Here is an 18,474-nt window from a genome sequence, read left to right as displayed (position 1 = left end):
TTTGAGGCACCCTTAGGCGCTTGCGTCTAATGCAAAATGGCCCGCTTTCGCGGGCCATTTTCTTTGGAAAAATGCCTTGTTTTTAAGCGCCTGCCTGGTTTAAATCGCGCGCATTTCGGACAAGCCCGATTCCCTATTCGGCGCGCGCATCTCATCGAGTTGTTGCGTGCGCAACACAGTTTCAGAAATTTCGAACACTGAGACTGCCTGTTTCAATTGCTGCGTCTGTTGATGCAGCGAGGCCGCCGCCGCCGCGGCCTGTTCGACGAGCGCCGCATTCTGCTGCGTCATCTCATCCATCTGCACCACCGCCTGGTTGACCTGCTCGATGCCCGTGCTCTGCTCCAGCGACGACGCGCTGATTTCCGCCATCATCTGCGTGACGCGCGAAATGGAGGCGGACACGTTGCTCATCGCTTCGCCGGCATGCTCGACCAGCGTCGAGCCGCCCTGAATCTCCGCAACCGATTCGCTGATCAAGGTCTTGATTTCCTTCGCCGACTGCGCGCTGCGCTGCGCGAGGCCGCGCACTTCGCCCGCCACCACCGCGAAGCCACGGCCCTGCTCGCCCGCGCGCGCCGCCTCGACGGCCGCGTTCAGCGCGAGGATGTTGGTCTGGAACGCAATGCCGTCGATCACCGAAATGATCTCGGCGATCTTGTCCGAGCTTTGCGCAATGCCGTGCATCTTGTCGACCACCTCGTTGACCACTTCGCTGCCGCGCGACGTCGCTTCGAGCGCCGTCTCGGCAAGTGCGTTGGCCTGGCGGGCGTGATCGGCGTTCTGTCGCACGGTCGCTGTCAGCTCCTCCATGCTCGACGCGGTTTCTTCGAGCGACGCCGCCTGGTTTTCGGTGCGCGCCGACAGATCGGCGTTGCCGGTGGCGATTTCATCAGCGCCCAGATGGATCGAGTCGGCGGATTCGCGCACGCTCTGCACGGTGCGCGCGACGCTCGCCTGCATTTTCGCGAGGCCCGAGAACAGCCGGCCGATCTCGTTGGTGCCGCGCACGGCGATCGGCTGGTCGAGGCGTCCTTGCGCGATCCGGTCGAAGTGGCGCCCCGCCTCCTCCAGCGGCGCCACCACGCCCCGGCGCAACGCCGCGTGGACCGCGAACGTGCCGCCCACCAGCGCCAGCAGGATCAAGACGCTGACGACGCGAAACGTCGCCATGCGGGCGTCGATCGAATCGAGCGACGCGCGGCTCGCGGCGTCGCCGAATTGCACGAAGTTTTGCGACTCGGCGAGATAGGCGTCCTGGAGCGACTGGGTCGGCTGATCGAGGAAGGCCTGGAGGTTGTTCGAGTCGAGAAACTGCACGAGTTCGGCGAGCGCGTCGTGCAGCTTTTTATAGCGCTCGGCGAGCGCCGTGGCACGCGCGCTGTTTTCGTCACTGGTCTTCTGCGCGCTCATGAACGCGGCAAACGACTGATCGGCGGCCGTCAGCTGCTCGCGCGCGTGCTGCACGATGTCCGTCGGCTCCGCGCCGCCCCGCACCATGCGCGTGCCGGCGCGCGACAGGTTGATGCGCGCGTCCATCAACCGCTGGGTGGTTTCGTTGACCGCGTCCACCTGCTTCAAAGCAATGTTCGACAGATCACCCACGTCGTCATGGGTGCGCGTAAGCGACCAGAAGCCGAGACCCACCGTGACAAGCTGAAAGACGCAGAACGCGGCCAGAACACATAACAGGCCGGATGCGACCTTGATCTTGCTGAACATCAAGAACACCTAAAGCAAAAGAATGACGGGAGCTGCATAAGGGTTAACGGCAAGGCCATGCGTAGCTTGAGATCAATTTCATCAAAAATCGGCTTACACGCCCTTTTCATCGGTCAACGTCATTATTGGGATCGTTTCGCACAAGAATGCGGCACACTTTTTTCCGAATCACCTTGACGCGGCGCATCCACGCTTCCTAGAGTGGGTAGGGACTTCAACGCACACCGTGCGGATGACACCGCGGGCCTTGCCCGAAGGAATCACGATGACCGACCTTCTCGACCGGGCGCGCGGCGCACTGCATGCCCAGCCGTTCAGCATGCTGCTAGGCGCAGAGTTGATGCACACGGGCACCAGCGAGCTCACCTTGAGCCTGCCGATCCGCGACGAGCTGCGGCAGCAGCATGGCTTCGTGCATGGCGGCGTGCTCAGCTATCTGGCCGACAATGCGCTGACGTTCGCGGGCGCGATGTCGCTCGGGCCGAAAGTCGTGACCGGCGAATACAAGATCAACTATCTGCGCCCGGTGATGAACGGCACGCTGGTCGCCCGCGCGAAGGTCGTCTACGCGGGGCGGCACCAGGCGACCTGCCAATGCAACATCTATGTGACGGAAGGCAATCGCGAAAGACTCGTCGCGGTGGCGCAAGGCACGGTCAACCGGATCGGCGAAAACGGCGAACACGAACCGGCGAGTTGACGACCCCCGTTCGGGGTAGACGGTTGCGGTTTGTGAAGCGGCCCAAGCATCCGCCGAAACGTGGTTCGGCGGTTCGGTCTGGCAAGGACGGCCCGCGTTTCGCATCAGCGTCTCATCGTCGCGCACGCAAGACGAGCACATTGACCGACCCGTCGAGCTGCTTGCGCAACCGCGCGTCTGAAAAATCGCGGCGCCGGAAACTACAAGGCCGTTCCCGCATCACGCGGGAACGGCCTTTTGCATCGGCAACGCAGTTGACGGAGCGCGAGGTTGACTCCGCTGCGTTACTCCGCCGCGTACGTCTTCTGCGTCTGCTCGCCGAGACCTTCGATACCGAGGCGGATCGTCTGACCCGGCTTCAGGAACACCGGATTCGGCTTCACGCCCATGCCGACACCCGGCGGCGTGCCGGTGGAGATCACGTCGCCCGGTTGCAGGCTCATGCACTGCGACACATACGAAACCAGTTTCGCGACGCCGAACACCATCGTCTTCGTGTTGCCGTTCTGGTAGCGATGGCCGTCCACTTCGAGCCACAGGCTCAGGTTCTGCGGATCGGCGACTTCATCGCGCGTGACGACCCACGGGCCGATCGGGCCGAACGTGTCGAAGCCCTTGCCCTTGTCCCACGTGCCGCCGCGTTCGATCTGCCATTCGCGTTCCGACACGTCGTTGATCACGCAGTAACCGGCGACGTAGTCGAGCGCGTTCGCTTCGTCGATATATTTCGCCGGCTTGCCGATCACCACGCCCAGTTCGACTTCCCAATCGGTCTTCTTCGAGCCGCGTGGAATTTCGACGTCGTCGTTCGGGCCGCAAATGGCGCTCGTCCACTTGTTGAAGATGACAGGCTCGGCCGGCACCGGCAGATTCGATTCCGCCGCGTGGTCCGCGTAATTCAGCCCGATGCAGATGAACTTGCCGATCTTGCCCACGCACGGGCCCATGCGCGGATTGCCTTCGACCAGCGGCAGCGACGCCGGGTCGAGCGCGCGCAGTTTGGCGAGACCTTCGTCGGTCAGCGCGGCGCCGTCGATATCGCCGACCACTTTCGACAGATCGCGAATCTTGCCTTGCGCGTCGAGCAGGCCCGGCTTTTCCTGGCCTTTCGGCCCATAACGAAGCAGTTTCATCGTTGTACTTCCCTTTACGTTCAGTAATGTTCGGTTCGCAAATCGGTGCGCGTCAGTTCGACCAGCCGCCGTCGATCACATGCGCCTGGCCCGTGGTGAACGACGATTCGTCGGACGCGAGATACAGCGCCAACGCCGCGATCTCCTCGGGCTTGCCGACGCGGCCCATCGGCTGACGCGCGACGAACGCGGCTTGCACGGCGTCCAGCGTCGCGCCTTGTGCCTGGGCCTGCGCGGCGATCCGCTGTTCGAGCGACGGCGACGACACCGTGCCCGGGCAGATCGCGTTACAGCGTACACCACGCGTGACGAAATCGGCGGCAACGGCCTTGGTCAACCCGATCACCGCGGCCTTCGATGCGCCATACGCAAAGCGGTTCGGCACGCCCTTCACGCTCGACGCCGCCGACGACATGTTGATGATCGAGCCGCCGCCCTTCTCCAGCATCGCGGGCAGGAACGCGCGGATCGTACGGTACATCGCCTTTGCGTTCAGGTCGAACGCGAAGTCCCAATCCTCTTCGCTGCATTCGAGAACCGATCCGGCATGCACGAAGCCCGCGCAGTTGAACAGCACATCGACCGGGCCGATCTCCGCGGCCAGCGCCTGGATCGCCGCGTTGTCGCGCACGTCGAGCTTGCGCGCGTCGACCGGCTTGCCGGCCAGTCCGTCGATGCGGATGTCCGTGGCGATCACGCGCGCGCCTTCGCGTGCAAAGAGTTCCGCGGTGGCGAGACCGATGCCTTGTCCTGCCGCGGTGATCAGGGCCGTTTTGCCGGCCAGTCTTTGTGTCATCTACGACTCCATTTGAATGGGCTGCTGGTAGGCTGCTTATAGGCTGCTTGTGTCCTGCTGACTCTTCCAGTCATCAAAGGCGGTAAAACGCGGCGGCGTTGTCGCCGAAAACCGCGTCGCGCTCGGCATCGCTCAACGACGCGAGCAAGGTGGTCGCCACCGAATGCCAGAGCAGATAGTCGCCGTTCAGATCGAGCACGGGCCAGTCGCTGCCCCACATCAGGCGCGCCGGACCGAACGACCTCAGCAAGTGTTCGACATAGGGCCGCAACGTGTCCTCGGTCCAGCCAGGCGATGCTTCGGTGGCGAGGCCCGACAACTTGCAATGCACATGCGGCAGGGCGGCCATGCGCGTGATCGCATCGAGCCAGGTCTGGTAGCCCGCGCTGCCGTCACGGATCGGCGGCTTCGCGCCGTGATCGACGACGATGCGCAGTGCGGGAAAACGCATGGCGAAGGTTTCGAAATGCTCGACGTGCCGCGTGTAAATCAACGCGTCGAACGCGAGGTCGTGCGCGATCAGCGCTTCGATAGCCGGTGCGAGATCGGGGTTCGCGATCCAGGCATCGTCCGGCAGATCCTGGAGCATCGGCCGCACGCCCTTGAACTTCGGCTCGCGCGCGAGCGCCTCGATCACGGCGGGCGCCGTGGGCAACAGCAAGGGCACCCAGCCGACCACGCCCGCAATCGACGGCTCATGGCGCGCGAGATCCAGCAGGTAACGCGTTTCGTCGACGGTCTGCGCGGCCTGCACGACCACCGTCCGCTCGATGCCCGCTCTCTCGCGCAACGGCTCGAGATCCGCCGGGCCGAACGGCCGATAAAGGATCTTCATTTCCGGCGTGAGCCAGTCGTAGTCGCCTCGCGCGGGGTCCCAGTAGTGCTGGTGAGCGTCGATGAACATTGTCGAGTCAATCCTCATGCGCGGGCGCGCGCGCGTCGAGCAGGCCTTCGTCGCGCAATGCGGACCACAGATTCGCGGGGATTGGCTGCCCGAACGACGCGACGTTCTCGCGCATTTCGTCGGCGCTGCGCGCGCCGGTCAGCACGGAGGCGACCGCCGGATGCGCATACGGAAACTGCAATGCGGCGGCGGCCAGCGGCACGCCATGCGCGCGGCACACCGCTTCAAGACGTGCAACACGCTCGATCACTTCGGGCGGCGCGGCGCCGTAGTTGAATTTCAGATCGCCCTCGACGCCGCGAGCAAGAATGCCCGAGTTGAACGCGCCGCCTAACAGAATGCTGACGCCGCGCGCTTCGCAGGCCGGCAACAGGTCGTCGAGCGTGTTCTGTTCGAGGAGCGTATAACGGCCCGCGAGCAACGCGCAATCAATATCGAACTCGGCCATCGCGTCGAGAATGACCGCGCCTTCGTTGACGCCGAGGCCGACTGCCTTGATCGCGCCGGTTGAGCGCAAGCGGTCGAGCGCGCGGAAACCGCCGCCTTCGGTCAGTTGCCGCCAGTAATGGGGATGCTGGTCGCCGTGCGTGACACGGCCAATGTCGTGCACCAGCAGAATGTCGATTTCGACGAGGCCCATGCGCTGCTGACTGTCTTCGAACGAGCGCATGATGCCGTCGTGCGTGTAGTCGTAGATCGCTTCGAAGGGCAGCGGGTTTTGCCAGCCTTCGCGGTTGTCGAACGGGGTGGTGCGCGGCACGAAGCGGCGCCCCACCTTGGTGGACAGCACATAGTCGCCGCGCGGATAGCGGCGCAATGCGTCGCCCAGACGATGCTCGGCCTTCGTGTTGCCGTAGAGCGGCGCGGTGTCGAAGTAGCGCACGCCCGCGTCCCAGGCGGCGGCGACGGTCGCAAAAGCCTCTTCATCGGACAGATCGCGGTACAGGCCGCCCAACGGCGCCGTGCCGAGACCCAATCCGCTCACCTGCAATGCACTGCGGCCGATGCGGCGCCGCTGGCCAATCTTTGAAACGATCGTTGTCGTCATTGAGCGCGTCTCCTCGTATGTCGACCGGAGTTGGCGCTTTAGCGCCGACTCCGATCCTATTTATGTTTTTACCATGCGCGGACAGGATTTGCCCATCGCGTCCATCGCCTGCCGAATACGAGCGCGCACCCTGCGCCCACTGCACCTCACTGCGGCTCGATCGCGAAAACGCGTGCCGCCGACGCGCCGCTCGACGGCAAGCACGCGGGCCCAACCGGCTCGAACGTCTTGTAAGTCAGAATGAATTCCTGATGCCCGAGCGTTTCCGATTTCGACGCCGCGCCGCCCGACACCGCCACCGTCTGCTCGAACACTTCGAGGCCTACTTCGTCGAGCGTGCCGCGGCCTTCGAGAATCCGGCCGGCGTCGACATCCATGTCGCCGGCGAGGTTGCGGTACGTGGCCGGATTCGCGCACACCTTGATGACCGGCGAGATCGCCGAGCCCACCACCGAGCCACGTCCGGTCGTGAACAGGATCACGTGCGCGCCGCACGCGATCAGCTCGCCGATCTCCGCGTTGTCGCTGATGTTCGGAAAGCCGAAACGCGGTTCGCCGTCCGGCACTACGTCGAGCAGATAGAGGCCGCCGGTCGGCGGAATGTCACCGGGTTTGATGATGCCGACGATCGGCGACGCGCCGCTCTTCGCATACGCGCCGAGCGATTTCTCTTCCTGCGTGGTGAGGCCGCCGTCCGCGTTGCCGACCGCAAAGCTGCCGTGCCCGAGGATCGAGTAGTAGCGCGCCGCCTTCGCGACGCACGCAACGATCTCGTCGCCGAGTTCCGGCCGCGCCGCGCGCGTCTTCATATGGAATTCGCAGCCTACCAGTTCGCCGGTTTCCTCGAAGATGCAGGTCGCGCCCGCGTCGATCAGATGATCGAACGCGCGGCCCACCGCCGGGTTCGCGGTGATGCCGCTGGTGCCGTCCGAGCCGCCGCAAATCGTGCCGATCACCAGTTCGCTCAGCGCCATCGGCACTTTGCGCTGCGCGGCGAGTTGTGCGCGCGCGCCGCGAATCCAGTCGACGCCGTATTGAATCGTGCTGCGCGTGCCGCCCTTTTCCTGGATCGTCAGCACTTCGACGGGACGGCCGCTCGCGCGAACCACGTCGACCAGATAGTGCTTGTTCATGCTCTCGCAGCCGAGCGACACGAACAGCACCGCGCCGACGTTCGGATGCGTGGTGAGCCGCTCCAGCATCTTCTCCGCATAGCCGTTCGGGTAGCAGCCGGGAAAGCCGATCAGATGCACCGGCGGCCCGCGTTCAGCCGACGGGTCGTCGAACGAGGCGAGCGGCTCGCGAAACTGCGCGACGATCTCGCGCGCCACGTGATGCGCGCACTCGACCAGATAAGCCACCGCGACCACATTGCGGATGCCCTTGCGGCCGTCGCTGCGCAGATAGCCTTGCAGCATCGGCTGCCGCGCGGCGGTTGCTACGGATGTGTCAGTCATGATGGTTCCAGCGCGGCACGAGGCCGCGTGATTGTGCGCCTGTCAGTGATGGACGAACTCGTGGCCCGCGTCGTGCGTATAGGTCGGCAAGTAGTCGCTTTCGAGGTTGTGCGTATGCAGATGCGCGCCGCGCGCGACCGCTTCGGTCACGTGGCCGATCACCGCGCCGTAGCGCAGCACCTTGTCGTCTTTCGCGAGTTCGTGGCGCGCCACCTTGTGACCGAGGTCGATGGTTTTGGTCAGCGTCACGCGCTCGCCTTCGATCTCGACCTGCGTGCCCGCGTCGAGCCGGGCCGCCGCGATCAGGCAGTTGTCGGCGGGACTGAGCAGGATCAGGCGCGGGTCGGTTTGCAATGGACGGCTGGTCAAGTGAGGTCTCCGTGATGCGTGGACATTAGTTCTGGCCTTCGCCGCTCGCGAGGCGCGCGACCATCAGCGAGCCGAGAATGATCGCGCCGTAGATCGCCTGAATCCAGAACGACGGCACCTGGGCGAGCGTCAGCAGGTTCTGCACGACGCCGAGCAGCAGCACGCCGGAGAGCGCGCCGAGCATCGTGCCCTTGCCGCCGTCGAGCGAGATGCCGCCGATCACTGCGGCCGCGAACACCGTAAAGATCATGCCGTTGCCCTGATTCGCGTTGATCGCGCCGACATAGCCGGTCACGATCAGTCCGCCCAGCGACGCCAGCATGCTGCCGAGCACGAACACGCCCCACGTGATGCGCTCGACGCGAATCCCGGCCGCGCGCGCCGCTTCAGGATTGCCGCCGATTGCATACAGCGCGCGGCCCAGGCGGTGATAGCGCAACACGAATGCGGCGATCGCGAAAGCCGCCGCTGCCAGCCATACCGACAAGGGCAGGCCGAACACGATGGTGGTGGCGAGCGTGAAGAACGACGGCGGCATGTCGAACAGCGTGCCGCCCTTGGTCGCGCCGACCAGCATGCCGCGCAGCACGATCAACATGGCGAGCGTGACGATGAACGCGTTCAGCCGCAAACGCACCACGAGGAAGCCGTTGATAAAGCCGATCAGCGCGCCCACGGCCACGATCGCGACCAGCCCGACCGCCGCCGGCCATTGCATGCCGAAGCCCGCGGAGGCCGCCGGCATCACCAGCATCGCCCCCATGGCAGGCGCGATGCCGACCGTCGATTCGAGCGACAAATCGAACTTGCCTGTCAGCACGATCAGCGATTCCGCGAGCACGACCAGCGCAAGCGCCGCCGATGCGCCGAGCACGCTGATCAGATTGGCCCGCGTCAGAAAGCTCGGGCTGACGAACGCGCCGATCACGATCAGCAGAGCCAGCGCGGGCAGCAAGGCCAGATCGCGCAGGCGGGCGAGTTCGGAGCGGGCGCGCTTGCCGCGCGGCGCCGCTGCGGCGGCCTGCGGTTGCGCTGGGCCTTGCGCCGCGCTGAATGCGGGGCTGGGCACGCTATTCTTCATGAAGACTGACTCCTTCAACGGATGCGATCAGGTCGTGGTCCTGCCAACCCGCCGGAAATTCGGCCGCGACACGGCCACGGAACATGACCAGCACGCGGTCAGAGGTGCGCAGATCGTCGAGCTCGCCGGACACGACCAGCACGGCCTTGCCCTCTTCGCGCACGCGATCCACGACGGAGAGCAAGGCTTCTTTCGATTTCACGTCGACGCCGGCGGTGGGGTCGATCAGCACGAGCACGTTGGGGTCGGTGGCCAGCGCGCGCGCCATCACCACCTTCTGCTGATTGCCGCCCGACAGTCCCGAGACGACATGTTCCGGACCTTGCGCAACGATGCCGAGCGCGTCGATCATCTGCTGGCCGAACGCGCGCTTCTTCGCGGGCGGTGCGATGCCGAACTTGCCGAGCAGGCCCGCGATCGTCATCGACGCGTTTTCCGCGACCGATTGCGTCAGGACGAGCCCTTCGTGATGCCGGTCCTTCGGCACGCAGCCGATGCCGTGCGCCAGTGCCGCAGGCACGTCGCCGGGCGGCAACGCAACGCCGTCGACGCTGACCGCGCCGCGTTTGGCCGCGCGCAAACCGGCGACCGCTTCGGCGACGCTGGTGCGGCCACTGCTCGTCGCGCCCGTCAAGCCAACCACTTCGCCGCGCCGGACGGTGAACGACACGCCTTCGTAATCGGCGCCGGCCAGGTTGTCGACTTGCAGCGCAATCGCGGTATCGGCGGGCAACGCGTCGCGCGCGGCCGCGTCGGCGACGGCGAGGCCGCCGCGTTCGCCGGTCATCGCTTCGATCAGCTGCTCGCGCGGCAGCGCGGACACCGGCGCGCTGACAATATGCCGCGCGTCGCGCAGCACCGTCACCGCCTGGCAAATCTCGTAGACCTCCTGAAGATGATGCGAGATGAACAGGAAGGTCACGCCTTCGCGCTGCAGCTCGCCGATGCGCCGGAACAGGCGCTTGATCTCGTCGCCGTCGAGTTGCGCGGTCGGCTCGTCGAGGATGATGAAGCGCGCGCCGTACGACAGCGCCCGCGCGATCTCCACCAGTTGCCGCGCCTCGACCGTCAGATCGCCGGCGCGCGCGTCCTCGCGCACGTCGATCTTCCAGTGGTCGAGCAATACGCGCGTGTCGCGACGCATCGCCTGCCAATCGATCATGCCGCCGCGCACCGGCTGCCGGTTGATGAACAGATTCTCCGCGACGCTCAACTCGCGGATGATCGTCGAATGCTGATACACACAAGCGACGCGCTCGCGCCACCCGTCGCGGTCCGCGATCGACGGCGCGGGTACGCCGCCGAAACGCACCTCGCCGGTATCGGGCTTGCGCAGGCCGGTCAGAATCGACACCAGCGTCGACTTGCCCGCGCCGTTGCGCCCGACGAGCGCATGCGACTCGCCGGGCATCACGCGGATGCTCACGTCTTTCAGCGCGGGCGTCGAGCCGAAGCGTTTGGTGACTTCAAACGCTTCGACGACCGGCAGCACGGATGGCGTCGGCTCGCTCATTTGACCGTGTTGCCCCACAACGCTTTGTCGTCGACGTTCGACTTCGTCACGAGCGGCGCGGGCAACTGGTCTTCGAGCACCCCAGGCGCGAGCTGGATGATGTTGCTGCCGTGATCGGTCGGGCCCCGCTTGAAGGTTTGTCCGGCCAACGCGGCCTTGATATAGAACAGGCCGTATTTCGCGTACGAATCGGCGGGCTGCGACACGGTTGCGTCGATGTCGCCACGGCGGATCGCGTCGAACTCCTGAGGAATGCCGTCGTTACTCACGATCACGACATGCTTCGCATCGCCGGCGGGAAACAGCATCTGCTTGCGCCGCAAGGTTTGCAGCGTCGGCGAGAGATACACGCCGCCCGCCTGCATGTAGATCGCCTTCACGTCGGGATTCGCGGTCAGCAGGCTGTCGAGCGCGGTGGCCGCCACGTCGCCCTTCCAGCTCGCCGGAATCTCCAGCAGCGACAGCCCCGGATAGCCTTTCAGACACGCGCGGAACGCCTCTGACCGGTCGCGCCCGTTCACCGATGCGAGATCGCCCATGATCTGCACGACCTTGCCCGACTTCACGTGTTCGCCGATATATTTGCACGCCTTGTCGCCGTACGCGCGGTTGTCGGCGCGCACGACCATCGCGACCTTGCCCTGCGTCGGCGCGACATCCACGGCGACCACCGGCACGTTCCTGGCGGCGGCGGCGTCGAGCGCGCGGCTGATCGCCGCCGAATCCAGCGGCCCGACCACGATGCCCTTCGAACCGAGGTTCAGCAGATTGTTCATGTCGGTGATCTGCTGCGCCGGATCGCCGTTCGAATTGACCGGCGCGAGGATGTCGAGGCTCATGTCCTTCGCGTACGTCGGCAGGTAGTTGTTGTACGACTGCCAGAACGGCGAGGTGAGCAGCGGCAGATCGAGGCCGATCTTGCCGGTGTCGGCGGCTTGCGCGGCGCCGCTCAGGGCAGCGCTTGCGACGCACGCAGCGGCCGCGACAGTGAAGAGGGAACAACGGAACAGACGGGGGGCCGGGTGCGGTCGTTTAACGAACGGCATGGGGCTGTCTCCTGCGATGCGTTGTTGAACTGCGTGAACCGGTCATGGATGCCGGCACTTCGTCCTGCGCTTTCTTATCAAATATTGGTGTGCGTTCATTCACCAATGAACGTATTATTCATATACGAACTTTTTGAAGTCAAGGGATCCGCACTGCAGCAAGCCCCCCGTGTTTTCCCTGGACTACGGACTGCTTGCCGAAGATTCCCCACGCACTTACATTCACGCGCCAGATAATGAGAAATCCCCACGGAACCTCGCTGACGATGGAAGCCGAAGACAAAGACAAAGACGACGACGACCGTTACCGGGCTCCCGCGCTCGACAAAGGCCTCGACATCCTCGAACTGCTCGCCGAGCAGAAAGAAGGACTGACGCGCGCCGAAATCACCAAGCTGCTGGGCCGCAATGCGAGCGAGATGTACCGGATGCTCCAGCGTCTGGTCGCGCGGCAGTACGTGGTGCGCTCGGCGGCGGGCGACCGCTATTCGCTGAGCTTGAAGCTGTATGCGCTCGCGCATCGTCATCCGCCGATGAACCGGCTGATCGCCGAAGCGCTGCCGCTGATGCAGCGCTTTGCCGATGCCGCCGAACAGTCGTGTCATCTCGTGGTGTACGACCGGGGCAACCTGCTGGTGATCGCCCAGGTGGACGGGCCGGGCACGTGGGGCATGTCGGTGCGGCTCGGCTCGCGGGTCGGCTTGATCGACACGGGCTCGGGCCGCGTGATGCTGGCGTTTCAAAGCATCGAGCAGCGTCAGCAGATGCTGGCCGAGCATACGAAAGTGAAGGGCGAGGTCACGATCGACCGCGACGCGCTGGAGCAGGCGTGCGAGCGGATTCGTGCGGCGGGCTTTTCGCAGAAGGACAGCCAGCAGACGTTCGGCGTGACTGACGTCACGTTTCCGATCCAGGGGCCGTCCGGCCACGCGATCGCGGTGCTCACCTGCCCGTATCTGCGGCGTATCGATGAATACGTCGCGCCGACGCTCGAAGCGGCCACCGCCTTGCTGCGCGAGACCGTGCAGGCGCTGTCGATGTTCCGCGAGCAAGCCGCCTGACCTGAATAGCTGAAAAGTGGACTAGCGCGGCGGCCCGTCGAAAGACGAGCGCCTGCGCACATGGTTTAGAATGGCGGCCCTCTCAAATCTACGCCGCATGGGTTCGCTCATGCGCGCCCATCGACAAGCAATGGCGAAACTTCTGACCGATTCCGAATTCCAGCGTTTTTCCGAACTCCAGCAGAAGCAGTCGAGCTTCACGATCACGCCTGAAGAAGCCGACGAACTGCGCGACATCGTCGCTCACGCGCAAAAGCGCCGCGACGACCGCGCGGCGGCGATGCAAAGCATCGAAACCTTCATCCAGCAATTCGACATCAGCCCGGACGAGCTGTTTTCGCCGGAGCAGATCGGCGAGGCCGCGCGCACTTACGGCCTGATTCCGGCCGCGAAGAAAGAGCGCGTGCTGCCGCCGTCGTTCACCTTCAACGGCAAGCCGTACCAGTGGACGACGCGTCCGCTGCCCGACGATATTCGCGTGCCGCTGTTCGATGCGTTCAAGGAAGGCCAGTCGGTGAAACCGTTCATCGCGACGCTGAAGGACGCGAACCGTTGCGCGATGACCATCGCGCGTCTGGAGCGGGAGACCGGTGCGGTGTATGCGCAGACTTGGCTCGACGAGTTGGCGGTGACGCGCGCGCAGGTCGATGAGGCTGCGGCGAAGCTGGCGGTTTGAGGACTTGATTTTTAGCGTGAGGGGCCGTTAAGGCTTCTTGCGCAACGAGAAGCCGTTCGGGCTTCTTGCGGCGTGGGACATCTCTCACGTCTCAGCCGTTCAGGCGGCGCGTCGATCTTTTCGCACTGTCGCCGCTTTAGGCGGTTAGTTGCGTCCTAAACGGCGCGCCAATGATCCGTCTCCGATACCGCCCTTCACGCACGCGGAGCCTGCGCGCCGTTCTCGCGCGCCTCATCCAGCGCCATACGAAACCCAACCACGCCGGGGTCCTCGGTTCGCGTGACCGTAAAGCCGCTGGCTTTGGCAAGCGAAATCATCGGCGTGTTTTCACGCAACGCCTCGCCGACCAGCCAATGAATGCCGCGCGCCCGCGCATAGCGGATGATCCGGTCCATCAGCAATCGACCAAGCCGCCGCCCTTTCTGGTCCGAGCGCACCGCCACCGCGAATTCAGCGGTTTCGTTGTCGGGATCGGCAACAGCGCGCACCACGCCCAAAGTGCGCGTGAACCCCTCTTCGCTCGTCACCGTCGCAATCAGCGCCATTTCGCGGTCGTAGTCGATCTGCGTCATGCGCGCGAGCTGCGAGTGATCGAAACTCCCCACCGAGCCGAAAAAGCGCAAGCGCAAATCCTCGGGCGTCATCGCTTCGACCAAGTCATGATGCGCGGCCTCGTCCTCCGGACGGATCGGCCGCACCGTCAGCCGCAAGCCTTGCCAGTCGAGTGTCTCTTCGAAGCGGCGCGGATACGGCACGATCGCGAGGCGGCTGCGCTGCGCGGTGAGTTTCAGCACGGGATCGACCACCGTCACATGATCGCTGTAGACCCTCAACGACAACGACAGGCCGCCGATCTGCCTGACCTCGCAGACCACTTGCGAGAGCGCCGTCAGCGCGGCCAGCGCCGGTGCCGGCGCGGCCTGCCGCGCGTAGGGCGAGCGCATGATCAGGTCGCGCGCGAGTGTGGGGTTCAGCGGCGGCAGGCCGTAGACGCGCAGCGCCTCGGATATGCCATCGGCCGACGGCACAGTGAAGTGGAACACGGGCCCGAAGTTGTCGTCGTCGTGAAGCTCGATGGCGATATCGACTATCGCTTGTCCGGACGATCCGGCGTTGCCTTCCTGCGATTCAACCCGCAGCCCGAAGCTCTCAAGAAACCGCGCCGCCGCTTCCCCAGACAGTTCGCGCTCGCCACCCGCCACCGCGGCGCAAGCTTGCGCCTGAGCGACGTCGATCGCTTCGGGAATCTGCGCAGGCAATCCTTCCGGCGTTTGCATCAGCAGTTCGCGGCCCAGCCGGTAATCGACCAGCCGCGCGAACGCGCGCGCCAGGCGCTGCGGTGTCGTATGAACCGGAATGCCCTGCGCGTGCAACGCATCGCGGGTGGCGGCGTCGAGGCCGCCGAAGAAACACGCGAGCAAGCCGCGATACGCGAAACGCTGATTCGCAATCAGGGCCTGCGCGACCTCGCCAACCGGCGCGCCGTGTGTCGACGCATGGACCACGAACGCGGTGCCGCTGCTGCGATGCTCGGCGAGCAGTTTGAGCGCGGTGCCGAAATGCTCAGGACGCGCGTCGTCGCCGAGTTGCAGCGGATTGCCGCCGACCGCGTGCGGCAGCGCCTGCTGCAACGCGTCCGACGCTTCGGTCGGCCACGGCGCGAGCATGCCGCCAGCGGCGGCGAATGCGTCGCAGGCGAGCGTGGCGAGGCCGCGGTCGCTGGTGATCAGCGTCGCCGATGCGCCCGCCGCCACGCGCCCGACGCCGAGCGATTCCACTTCGTCGAGCAGATCGTCGAGTGCATCGACGCGCACCATGCCCGCGCGCCGGAACGCGGCGGTGTAGAGACCATCGGCGGGGTCCGCGCGGCCGGAGCGCAGCGCCAGCACCGGCTTGTTGCGCGCCGCCGCCCGCGCCGCCGACATGAACTTGCGCGCCGCCCGCACCGTATCGAGTTCGAGCAGAATGGCGCGCGTGCCGGGATCGCTGGCCAGATAATCGAGCACGTCGCCGGCGTCGACGTCGGCCTCGTCGCCGAGCGCGACGGCATGCGAAAAACCGAGCCCGCGCGCATGCGCCCAGCCGAGCACCGCATTGGTCAGCGCATTCGACTGCGACACCCACGCGACGCCGCCGGCCTTGACCGTGCACGACGGCGCGCCCAGGTGCGCGCGCAGCGCGGGCGAGACCATCCCGAGGCTGCCCGGCCCGACAATGCGCAGCAGATGCGGCCGCGCCGCCGACAGCGTGTGCCGCAACGCGAGGCGGTCGTCATCGCTGCGCACGTGGCCGACGATGATCGCCGCCCGCGTGCCCAGGCCCCCGAGTTTATGGACGATCCCCGGCCAGGTGGCAGGCGGCGTGCAAATCAGCGCAACGCTGGGCGCTTGCGGCAGATCGCCGGCGTCGCCGATCACGGCGTACGCGCCGAGCTTCGCGTGTTTCGGGTTGACCGGCCACAACGGGCCCTCGAAGCCGCCTTCCAGCACGCGCGCCCAGACCATCGCGCCGGTGCTGCCCGGTCGTTCGGAGGCGCCGATCACGGCGATGGATCGGGGGCGAAACAAGGCGTCGAGATTGCGTACGGTCACGGGCGCTCCGCGGAGAGGAGAAGACGCGAGGGCCGTGCGGCGCGCGTCACAGTCAGCATAGGCGAAGTCGGGCGTTTGCGCGGCGTGTCGGCCTGCGGGTCGTGAAATTCGTCCAACAGCGGAGCGGCGGCGCTGGATGCGCCGCGCACTGTCATCCGGGCTTTCGTCAGTTCATCATGACTCAGGTCCGGCGCCGCCGCTTGGTGATCGCTGTGCGGACAACGGCATCGAAGTAGTCGGCCTTTTCGGCTACTGGCTCGACGTGACGCAACGCCATGCGGCGCATGGGAATGTCGAGACTGTCGGGCACTGGATGCGCGGCGCAGTGTTGACGATCGAGTAACGGCGCACGCGGGCGCGTCCCGCGTAAAACGCGCGCATTGGGCAGAAAAAAGCCGCGTCAGTTTGCACTGGCGCGGCTGTCTAGCTGACGCGTAACAGAAACGGCTTACGTTACATCGCCTTCTTGAACGGCGCGCCCGAATGCTCGCGCAATTCATTGAACACGATCTTCGGCCACGCCTTCTGCGCGACTTCGATCTCGGACACGTGCGACGCCAGATAAGTCGGCGCATCCGAAGCGTCGAGCGCGATGCGCGCCGCGTACGAATCGGTGAAGCGGCGCAATTCACCGGCGTCCTCGCAGGTGACCCAGCGCGACATCCGGTACCGCGCCGGCGCCATCCGCACGTCGACCTTGTACTCGGTCGACAAACGGTGCGACACCACTTCGAACTGCAGCTGCCCGACCGCGCCGAGAATCGTCAGCCCGCCGCCTTCCGGACGGAACACCTGGATCGCGCCCTCTTCGCCGAGTTGCTTCAGCGCTTCGCCGAGTTGCTTCGCGCGCATCGGATCGACCACTTCGACGGTCTGGAAAATTTCCGGCGCGAAGAACGGCAAGCCGACGAATTGCAGCGGCTCGCCTTCGGTCAGCGTGTCACCCAGACTCAGCGTGCCGTGATTCGGAATACCGATGATGTCGCCGGGATACGCCTCGCTCACGGTCTCACGACGCTGCGACAGGAACGTCACCACGTTGTTGGCGCGGAAGGTCTTGCTGGAGCGCGTGACCTTCACCGCCATGCCGCGCTCGAAACGCCCCGAGCACACGCGAATGAACGCCACGCGGTCGCGGTGTGCGAGGTCCATGTTCGCCTGCACCTTGAACACGACGCCGGTGAACTTCGGCTCGTCCGGCATCACTGGACGCTGCACAGTCATGCGCATCGACGGTGGCGGCGCCAGGTCGACCAGCGCGTCGAGAATTTCCTTCACGCCGAAGTTGTTGATCGCCGAGCCGAACAGCACCGGCGACTGCTGGCCGGCAAGGAACTGCTCGCGGTCGAACTCAGGCGTCGCGCCGGTGATCAGGTCGATCTCTTCCTTGGCCTTCGTCCAGCTATGGCCGAAACGGCGTTCGCCTTCCTCGTCGCTCAACGCCTGCAACGTTTCCACCGCACCGCCCGCGGTATCCTGGCCGGCGCGGAACACGCGCACCTGATCGCGCTGGATGTCGTAGACGCCCTGGAATTCCTTGCCCATGCCGATCGGCCAGGTGAACGGCACCGCGGCGACGCCCAGATGCTGCTCGATTTCATCGAGCAGATCGAGCGGCTCGCGGACTTCGCGGTCGAGCTTGTTGATGAAGGTGACGATCGGCGTCTTGCGGCTGCGGCAGACTTCGAGCAGCTTCAGCGTCTGTGCTTCGACGCCGTTGGCGCCGTCGATCACCATCACGGCGGCGTCGACCGCGGTCAGCACGCGATAGGTGTCTTCGGAGAAGTCTTCGTGGCCCGGCGTGTCGAGCAGGTTGATGACGGCGTTGCCGTATTCGAACTGCATCACCGAACTGGCGACGGAAATGCCGCGCTGCTTTTCGATCTCCATCCAGTCGGACGTCGCATAGCGATTGCTCTTGCGGCCCTTCACGGTGCCCGCAATCTGAATCGCGCCCGAGAACAGCAGCAGTTTTTCGGTGAGCGTGGTCTTACCCGCGTCCGGGTGGGAAATGACCGCGAACGTGCGGCGGCGTTTGAGTTCGGAGACTGACATCGGGTCTGGCGGTCACAGATAGGGGTTCGGGCGGTTCCCGGCGGCGGGTGGCGGCCGGTATGCCGCGCCTTGCGCGGCGGCGTGAGCTGCGGGAGTTGGGCCGGAACCCACATCGACTGGCGAACCTCGCCGCGTCGGAAACAGGTCACGAACAAACGTTCGACAATACGGGAATCGCCAGCGCAGAACAGCGCAGGGAACGAATGATACACGCCCGCGACAACCGCAGGGGAAACGGGACCGGCCGCGAAGGTTCGCGCGGGTCGGGGCGGCGGGTGAATTCAATGGTGAACTTGTCCACGCACAGGGCGCGAGCTGTGAG

Annotated in this window: 16 protein-coding genes and 1 pseudogene; 5 read left to right on the top strand and 12 right to left on the bottom strand. The window is 65.3% G+C overall.

Translation table 11 applies throughout. From position 1 onward, the window contains the following. Window positions 1-99 precede the first annotated feature (99 nt). Window positions 100-1,722, bottom strand: a complete 1,623-nt coding sequence (locus PQR02_RS21270; protein ID WP_408235330.1) for a methyl-accepting chemotaxis protein — start codon at window positions 1,720-1,722, stop codon at window positions 100-102. 265 nt (window positions 1,723-1,987) lie between these two features. Here PQR02_RS21270 and PQR02_RS21265 point away from each other — a divergent pair, with 265 nt between their 5' ends. Together PQR02_RS21265 and PQR02_RS21260 are read left to right on the top strand one after the other, a co-directional pair. Continuing rightward, on the top strand, window positions 1,988-2,422 hold the full coding sequence (locus PQR02_RS21265) for a PaaI family thioesterase (RefSeq protein WP_408235327.1): 435 nt from the start codon (window positions 1,988-1,990) through the stop codon (window positions 2,420-2,422). A 19-nt stretch (window positions 2,423-2,441) separates the two neighbouring features. Then, window positions 2,442-2,603 (top strand): annotated as a pseudogene (locus PQR02_RS21260) (aspartate aminotransferase family protein); the annotation flags it as partial. Window positions 2,604-2,706: 103 nt separating this feature from the next. Here the strand turns inward: PQR02_RS21260 and PQR02_RS21255 are convergent. The 9 genes from PQR02_RS21255 to PQR02_RS21215 form a co-directional block, all read right to left on the bottom strand. Further along, a complete protein-coding gene (locus tag PQR02_RS21255; protein WP_408235324.1) occupies window positions 2,707-3,555 on the bottom strand; it encodes an ureidoglycolate lyase in 849 nt (282 codons plus the stop codon). 52 nt (window positions 3,556-3,607) lie between these two features. Then, the gene (locus tag PQR02_RS21250) at window positions 3,608-4,351 is read right to left on the bottom strand and encodes an SDR family oxidoreductase (protein WP_408235321.1); all 744 of its coding nucleotides are present in this window, start codon (window positions 4,349-4,351) and stop codon (window positions 3,608-3,610) included. Between the two features lie 73 nt (window positions 4,352-4,424). After that, on the bottom strand, window positions 4,425-5,255 hold the full coding sequence (locus PQR02_RS21245; RefSeq protein ID WP_408235318.1) for an amidohydrolase family protein: 831 nt from the start codon (window positions 5,253-5,255) through the stop codon (window positions 4,425-4,427). Between the two features lie 7 nt (window positions 5,256-5,262). After that, window positions 5,263-6,303: an aldo/keto reductase gene (locus PQR02_RS21240; protein WP_408235315.1), complete on the bottom strand. Its 1,041-nt coding sequence runs from the start codon at window positions 6,301-6,303 to the stop codon at window positions 5,263-5,265. Between the two features lie 146 nt (window positions 6,304-6,449). Continuing rightward, window positions 6,450-7,760, bottom strand: a complete 1,311-nt coding sequence (locus PQR02_RS21235; RefSeq protein WP_408235312.1) for a UxaA family hydrolase — start codon at window positions 7,758-7,760, stop codon at window positions 6,450-6,452. A 42-nt stretch (window positions 7,761-7,802) separates the two neighbouring features. Then, window positions 7,803-8,129, bottom strand: coding sequence for a UxaA family hydrolase (locus tag PQR02_RS21230; protein ID WP_211611760.1), 327 nt, complete (start codon window positions 8,127-8,129; stop codon window positions 7,803-7,805). A 25-nt stretch (window positions 8,130-8,154) separates the two neighbouring features. Beyond that, window positions 8,155-9,210 (bottom strand): ABC transporter permease, encoded by a 1,056-nt coding sequence (locus PQR02_RS21225; RefSeq protein ID WP_408235308.1) that lies wholly within the window; start codon window positions 9,208-9,210, stop codon window positions 8,155-8,157. Further along, the gene (locus PQR02_RS21220; RefSeq protein WP_408235305.1) at window positions 9,200-10,723 is read right to left on the bottom strand and encodes a sugar ABC transporter ATP-binding protein; all 1,524 of its coding nucleotides are present in this window, start codon (window positions 10,721-10,723) and stop codon (window positions 9,200-9,202) included. The genes PQR02_RS21225 and PQR02_RS21220 overlap by 11 nt, the downstream gene beginning before the upstream one ends. Continuing rightward, window positions 10,720-11,769: a sugar ABC transporter substrate-binding protein gene (locus PQR02_RS21215; RefSeq protein ID WP_408235302.1), complete on the bottom strand. Its 1,050-nt coding sequence runs from the start codon at window positions 11,767-11,769 to the stop codon at window positions 10,720-10,722. The genes PQR02_RS21220 and PQR02_RS21215 overlap by 4 nt, the downstream gene beginning before the upstream one ends. A gap of 266 nt (window positions 11,770-12,035) precedes the next feature. Between PQR02_RS21215 and PQR02_RS21210 the strand changes: the two genes are divergently transcribed. Both PQR02_RS21210 and PQR02_RS21205 read left to right on the top strand, forming a co-directional pair. Next, window positions 12,036-12,830, top strand: a complete 795-nt coding sequence (locus PQR02_RS21210; RefSeq protein WP_408235417.1) for an IclR family transcriptional regulator — start codon at window positions 12,036-12,038, stop codon at window positions 12,828-12,830. 130 nt (window positions 12,831-12,960) lie between these two features. Next, entirely contained in the window at window positions 12,961-13,506 is a 546-nt protein-coding gene (locus PQR02_RS21205; RefSeq protein ID WP_408235299.1) for a hypothetical protein, read from the top strand. A gap of 194 nt (window positions 13,507-13,700) precedes the next feature. On the opposite strand, the gene PQR02_RS21200 is transcribed toward PQR02_RS21205, so the two are convergent. Further along, the gene (locus PQR02_RS21200) at window positions 13,701-16,097 is read right to left on the bottom strand and encodes a GNAT family N-acetyltransferase (protein ID WP_408235296.1); all 2,397 of its coding nucleotides are present in this window, start codon (window positions 16,095-16,097) and stop codon (window positions 13,701-13,703) included. Between the two features lie 136 nt (window positions 16,098-16,233). Between PQR02_RS21200 and PQR02_RS21195 the strand changes: the two genes are divergently transcribed. Then, a complete protein-coding gene (locus PQR02_RS21195; RefSeq protein WP_408235293.1) occupies window positions 16,234-16,440 on the top strand; it encodes a hypothetical protein in 207 nt (68 codons plus the stop codon). A 110-nt stretch (window positions 16,441-16,550) separates the two neighbouring features. On the opposite strand, the gene PQR02_RS21190 is transcribed toward PQR02_RS21195, so the two are convergent. Continuing rightward, a complete protein-coding gene (locus tag PQR02_RS21190) occupies window positions 16,551-18,152 on the bottom strand; it encodes a peptide chain release factor 3 (protein WP_408235290.1) in 1,602 nt (533 codons plus the stop codon). Between the last annotated feature and the right edge of the window lie 322 nt (window positions 18,153-18,474).

The organism is Paraburkholderia sediminicola (assembly GCF_046026895.1).
Lineage (GTDB): Bacteria > Pseudomonadota > Gammaproteobacteria > Burkholderiales > Burkholderiaceae > Paraburkholderia > Paraburkholderia sediminicola_C.
Note: the sequence above shows the minus strand (reverse complement) of the source record. Positions and strands in the feature narration are given on the sequence as shown.

Excerpts from the sequence above, each read along its gene's own strand:
- PQR02_RS21255 (WP_408235324.1), bottom strand. The coding sequence starts at position 3,555 with ATGAAACTGCTTCGTTATGGGCCGAAAGGCCAGGAAAAGCCGGGCCTG.
- PQR02_RS21205 (WP_408235299.1), top strand. The coding sequence starts at position 12,961 with ATGGCGAAACTTCTGACCGATTCCGAATTCCAGCGTTTTTCCGAACTC.
- PQR02_RS21250 (WP_408235321.1), bottom strand. The coding sequence starts at position 4,351 with ATGACACAAAGACTGGCCGGCAAAACGGCCCTGATCACCGCGGCAGGA.
- PQR02_RS21195 (WP_408235293.1), top strand. The coding sequence starts at position 16,234 with ATGCGCCGCGCACTGTCATCCGGGCTTTCGTCAGTTCATCATGACTCA.
- PQR02_RS21235 (WP_408235312.1), bottom strand. The coding sequence starts at position 7,760 with ATGACTGACACATCCGTAGCAACCGCCGCGCGGCAGCCGATGCTGCAA.
- PQR02_RS21220 (WP_408235305.1), bottom strand. The coding sequence starts at position 10,723 with ATGAGCGAGCCGACGCCATCCGTGCTGCCGGTCGTCGAAGCGTTTGAA.
- PQR02_RS21225 (WP_408235308.1), bottom strand. The coding sequence starts at position 9,210 with ATGAAGAATAGCGTGCCCAGCCCCGCATTCAGCGCGGCGCAAGGCCCA.
- PQR02_RS21215 (WP_408235302.1), bottom strand. The coding sequence starts at position 11,769 with ATGCCGTTCGTTAAACGACCGCACCCGGCCCCCCGTCTGTTCCGTTGT.
- PQR02_RS21245 (WP_408235318.1), bottom strand. The coding sequence starts at position 5,255 with ATGTTCATCGACGCTCACCAGCACTACTGGGACCCCGCGCGAGGCGAC.
- PQR02_RS21265 (WP_408235327.1), top strand. The coding sequence starts at position 1,988 with ATGACCGACCTTCTCGACCGGGCGCGCGGCGCACTGCATGCCCAGCCG.
- PQR02_RS21190 (WP_408235290.1), bottom strand. The coding sequence starts at position 18,152 with ATGTCAGTCTCCGAACTCAAACGCCGCCGCACGTTCGCGGTCATTTCC.
- PQR02_RS21240 (WP_408235315.1), bottom strand. The coding sequence starts at position 6,303 with ATGACGACAACGATCGTTTCAAAGATTGGCCAGCGGCGCCGCATCGGC.
- PQR02_RS21210 (WP_408235417.1), top strand. The coding sequence starts at position 12,036 with ATGGAAGCCGAAGACAAAGACAAAGACGACGACGACCGTTACCGGGCT.
- PQR02_RS21270 (WP_408235330.1), bottom strand. The coding sequence starts at position 1,722 with ATGTTCAGCAAGATCAAGGTCGCATCCGGCCTGTTATGTGTTCTGGCC.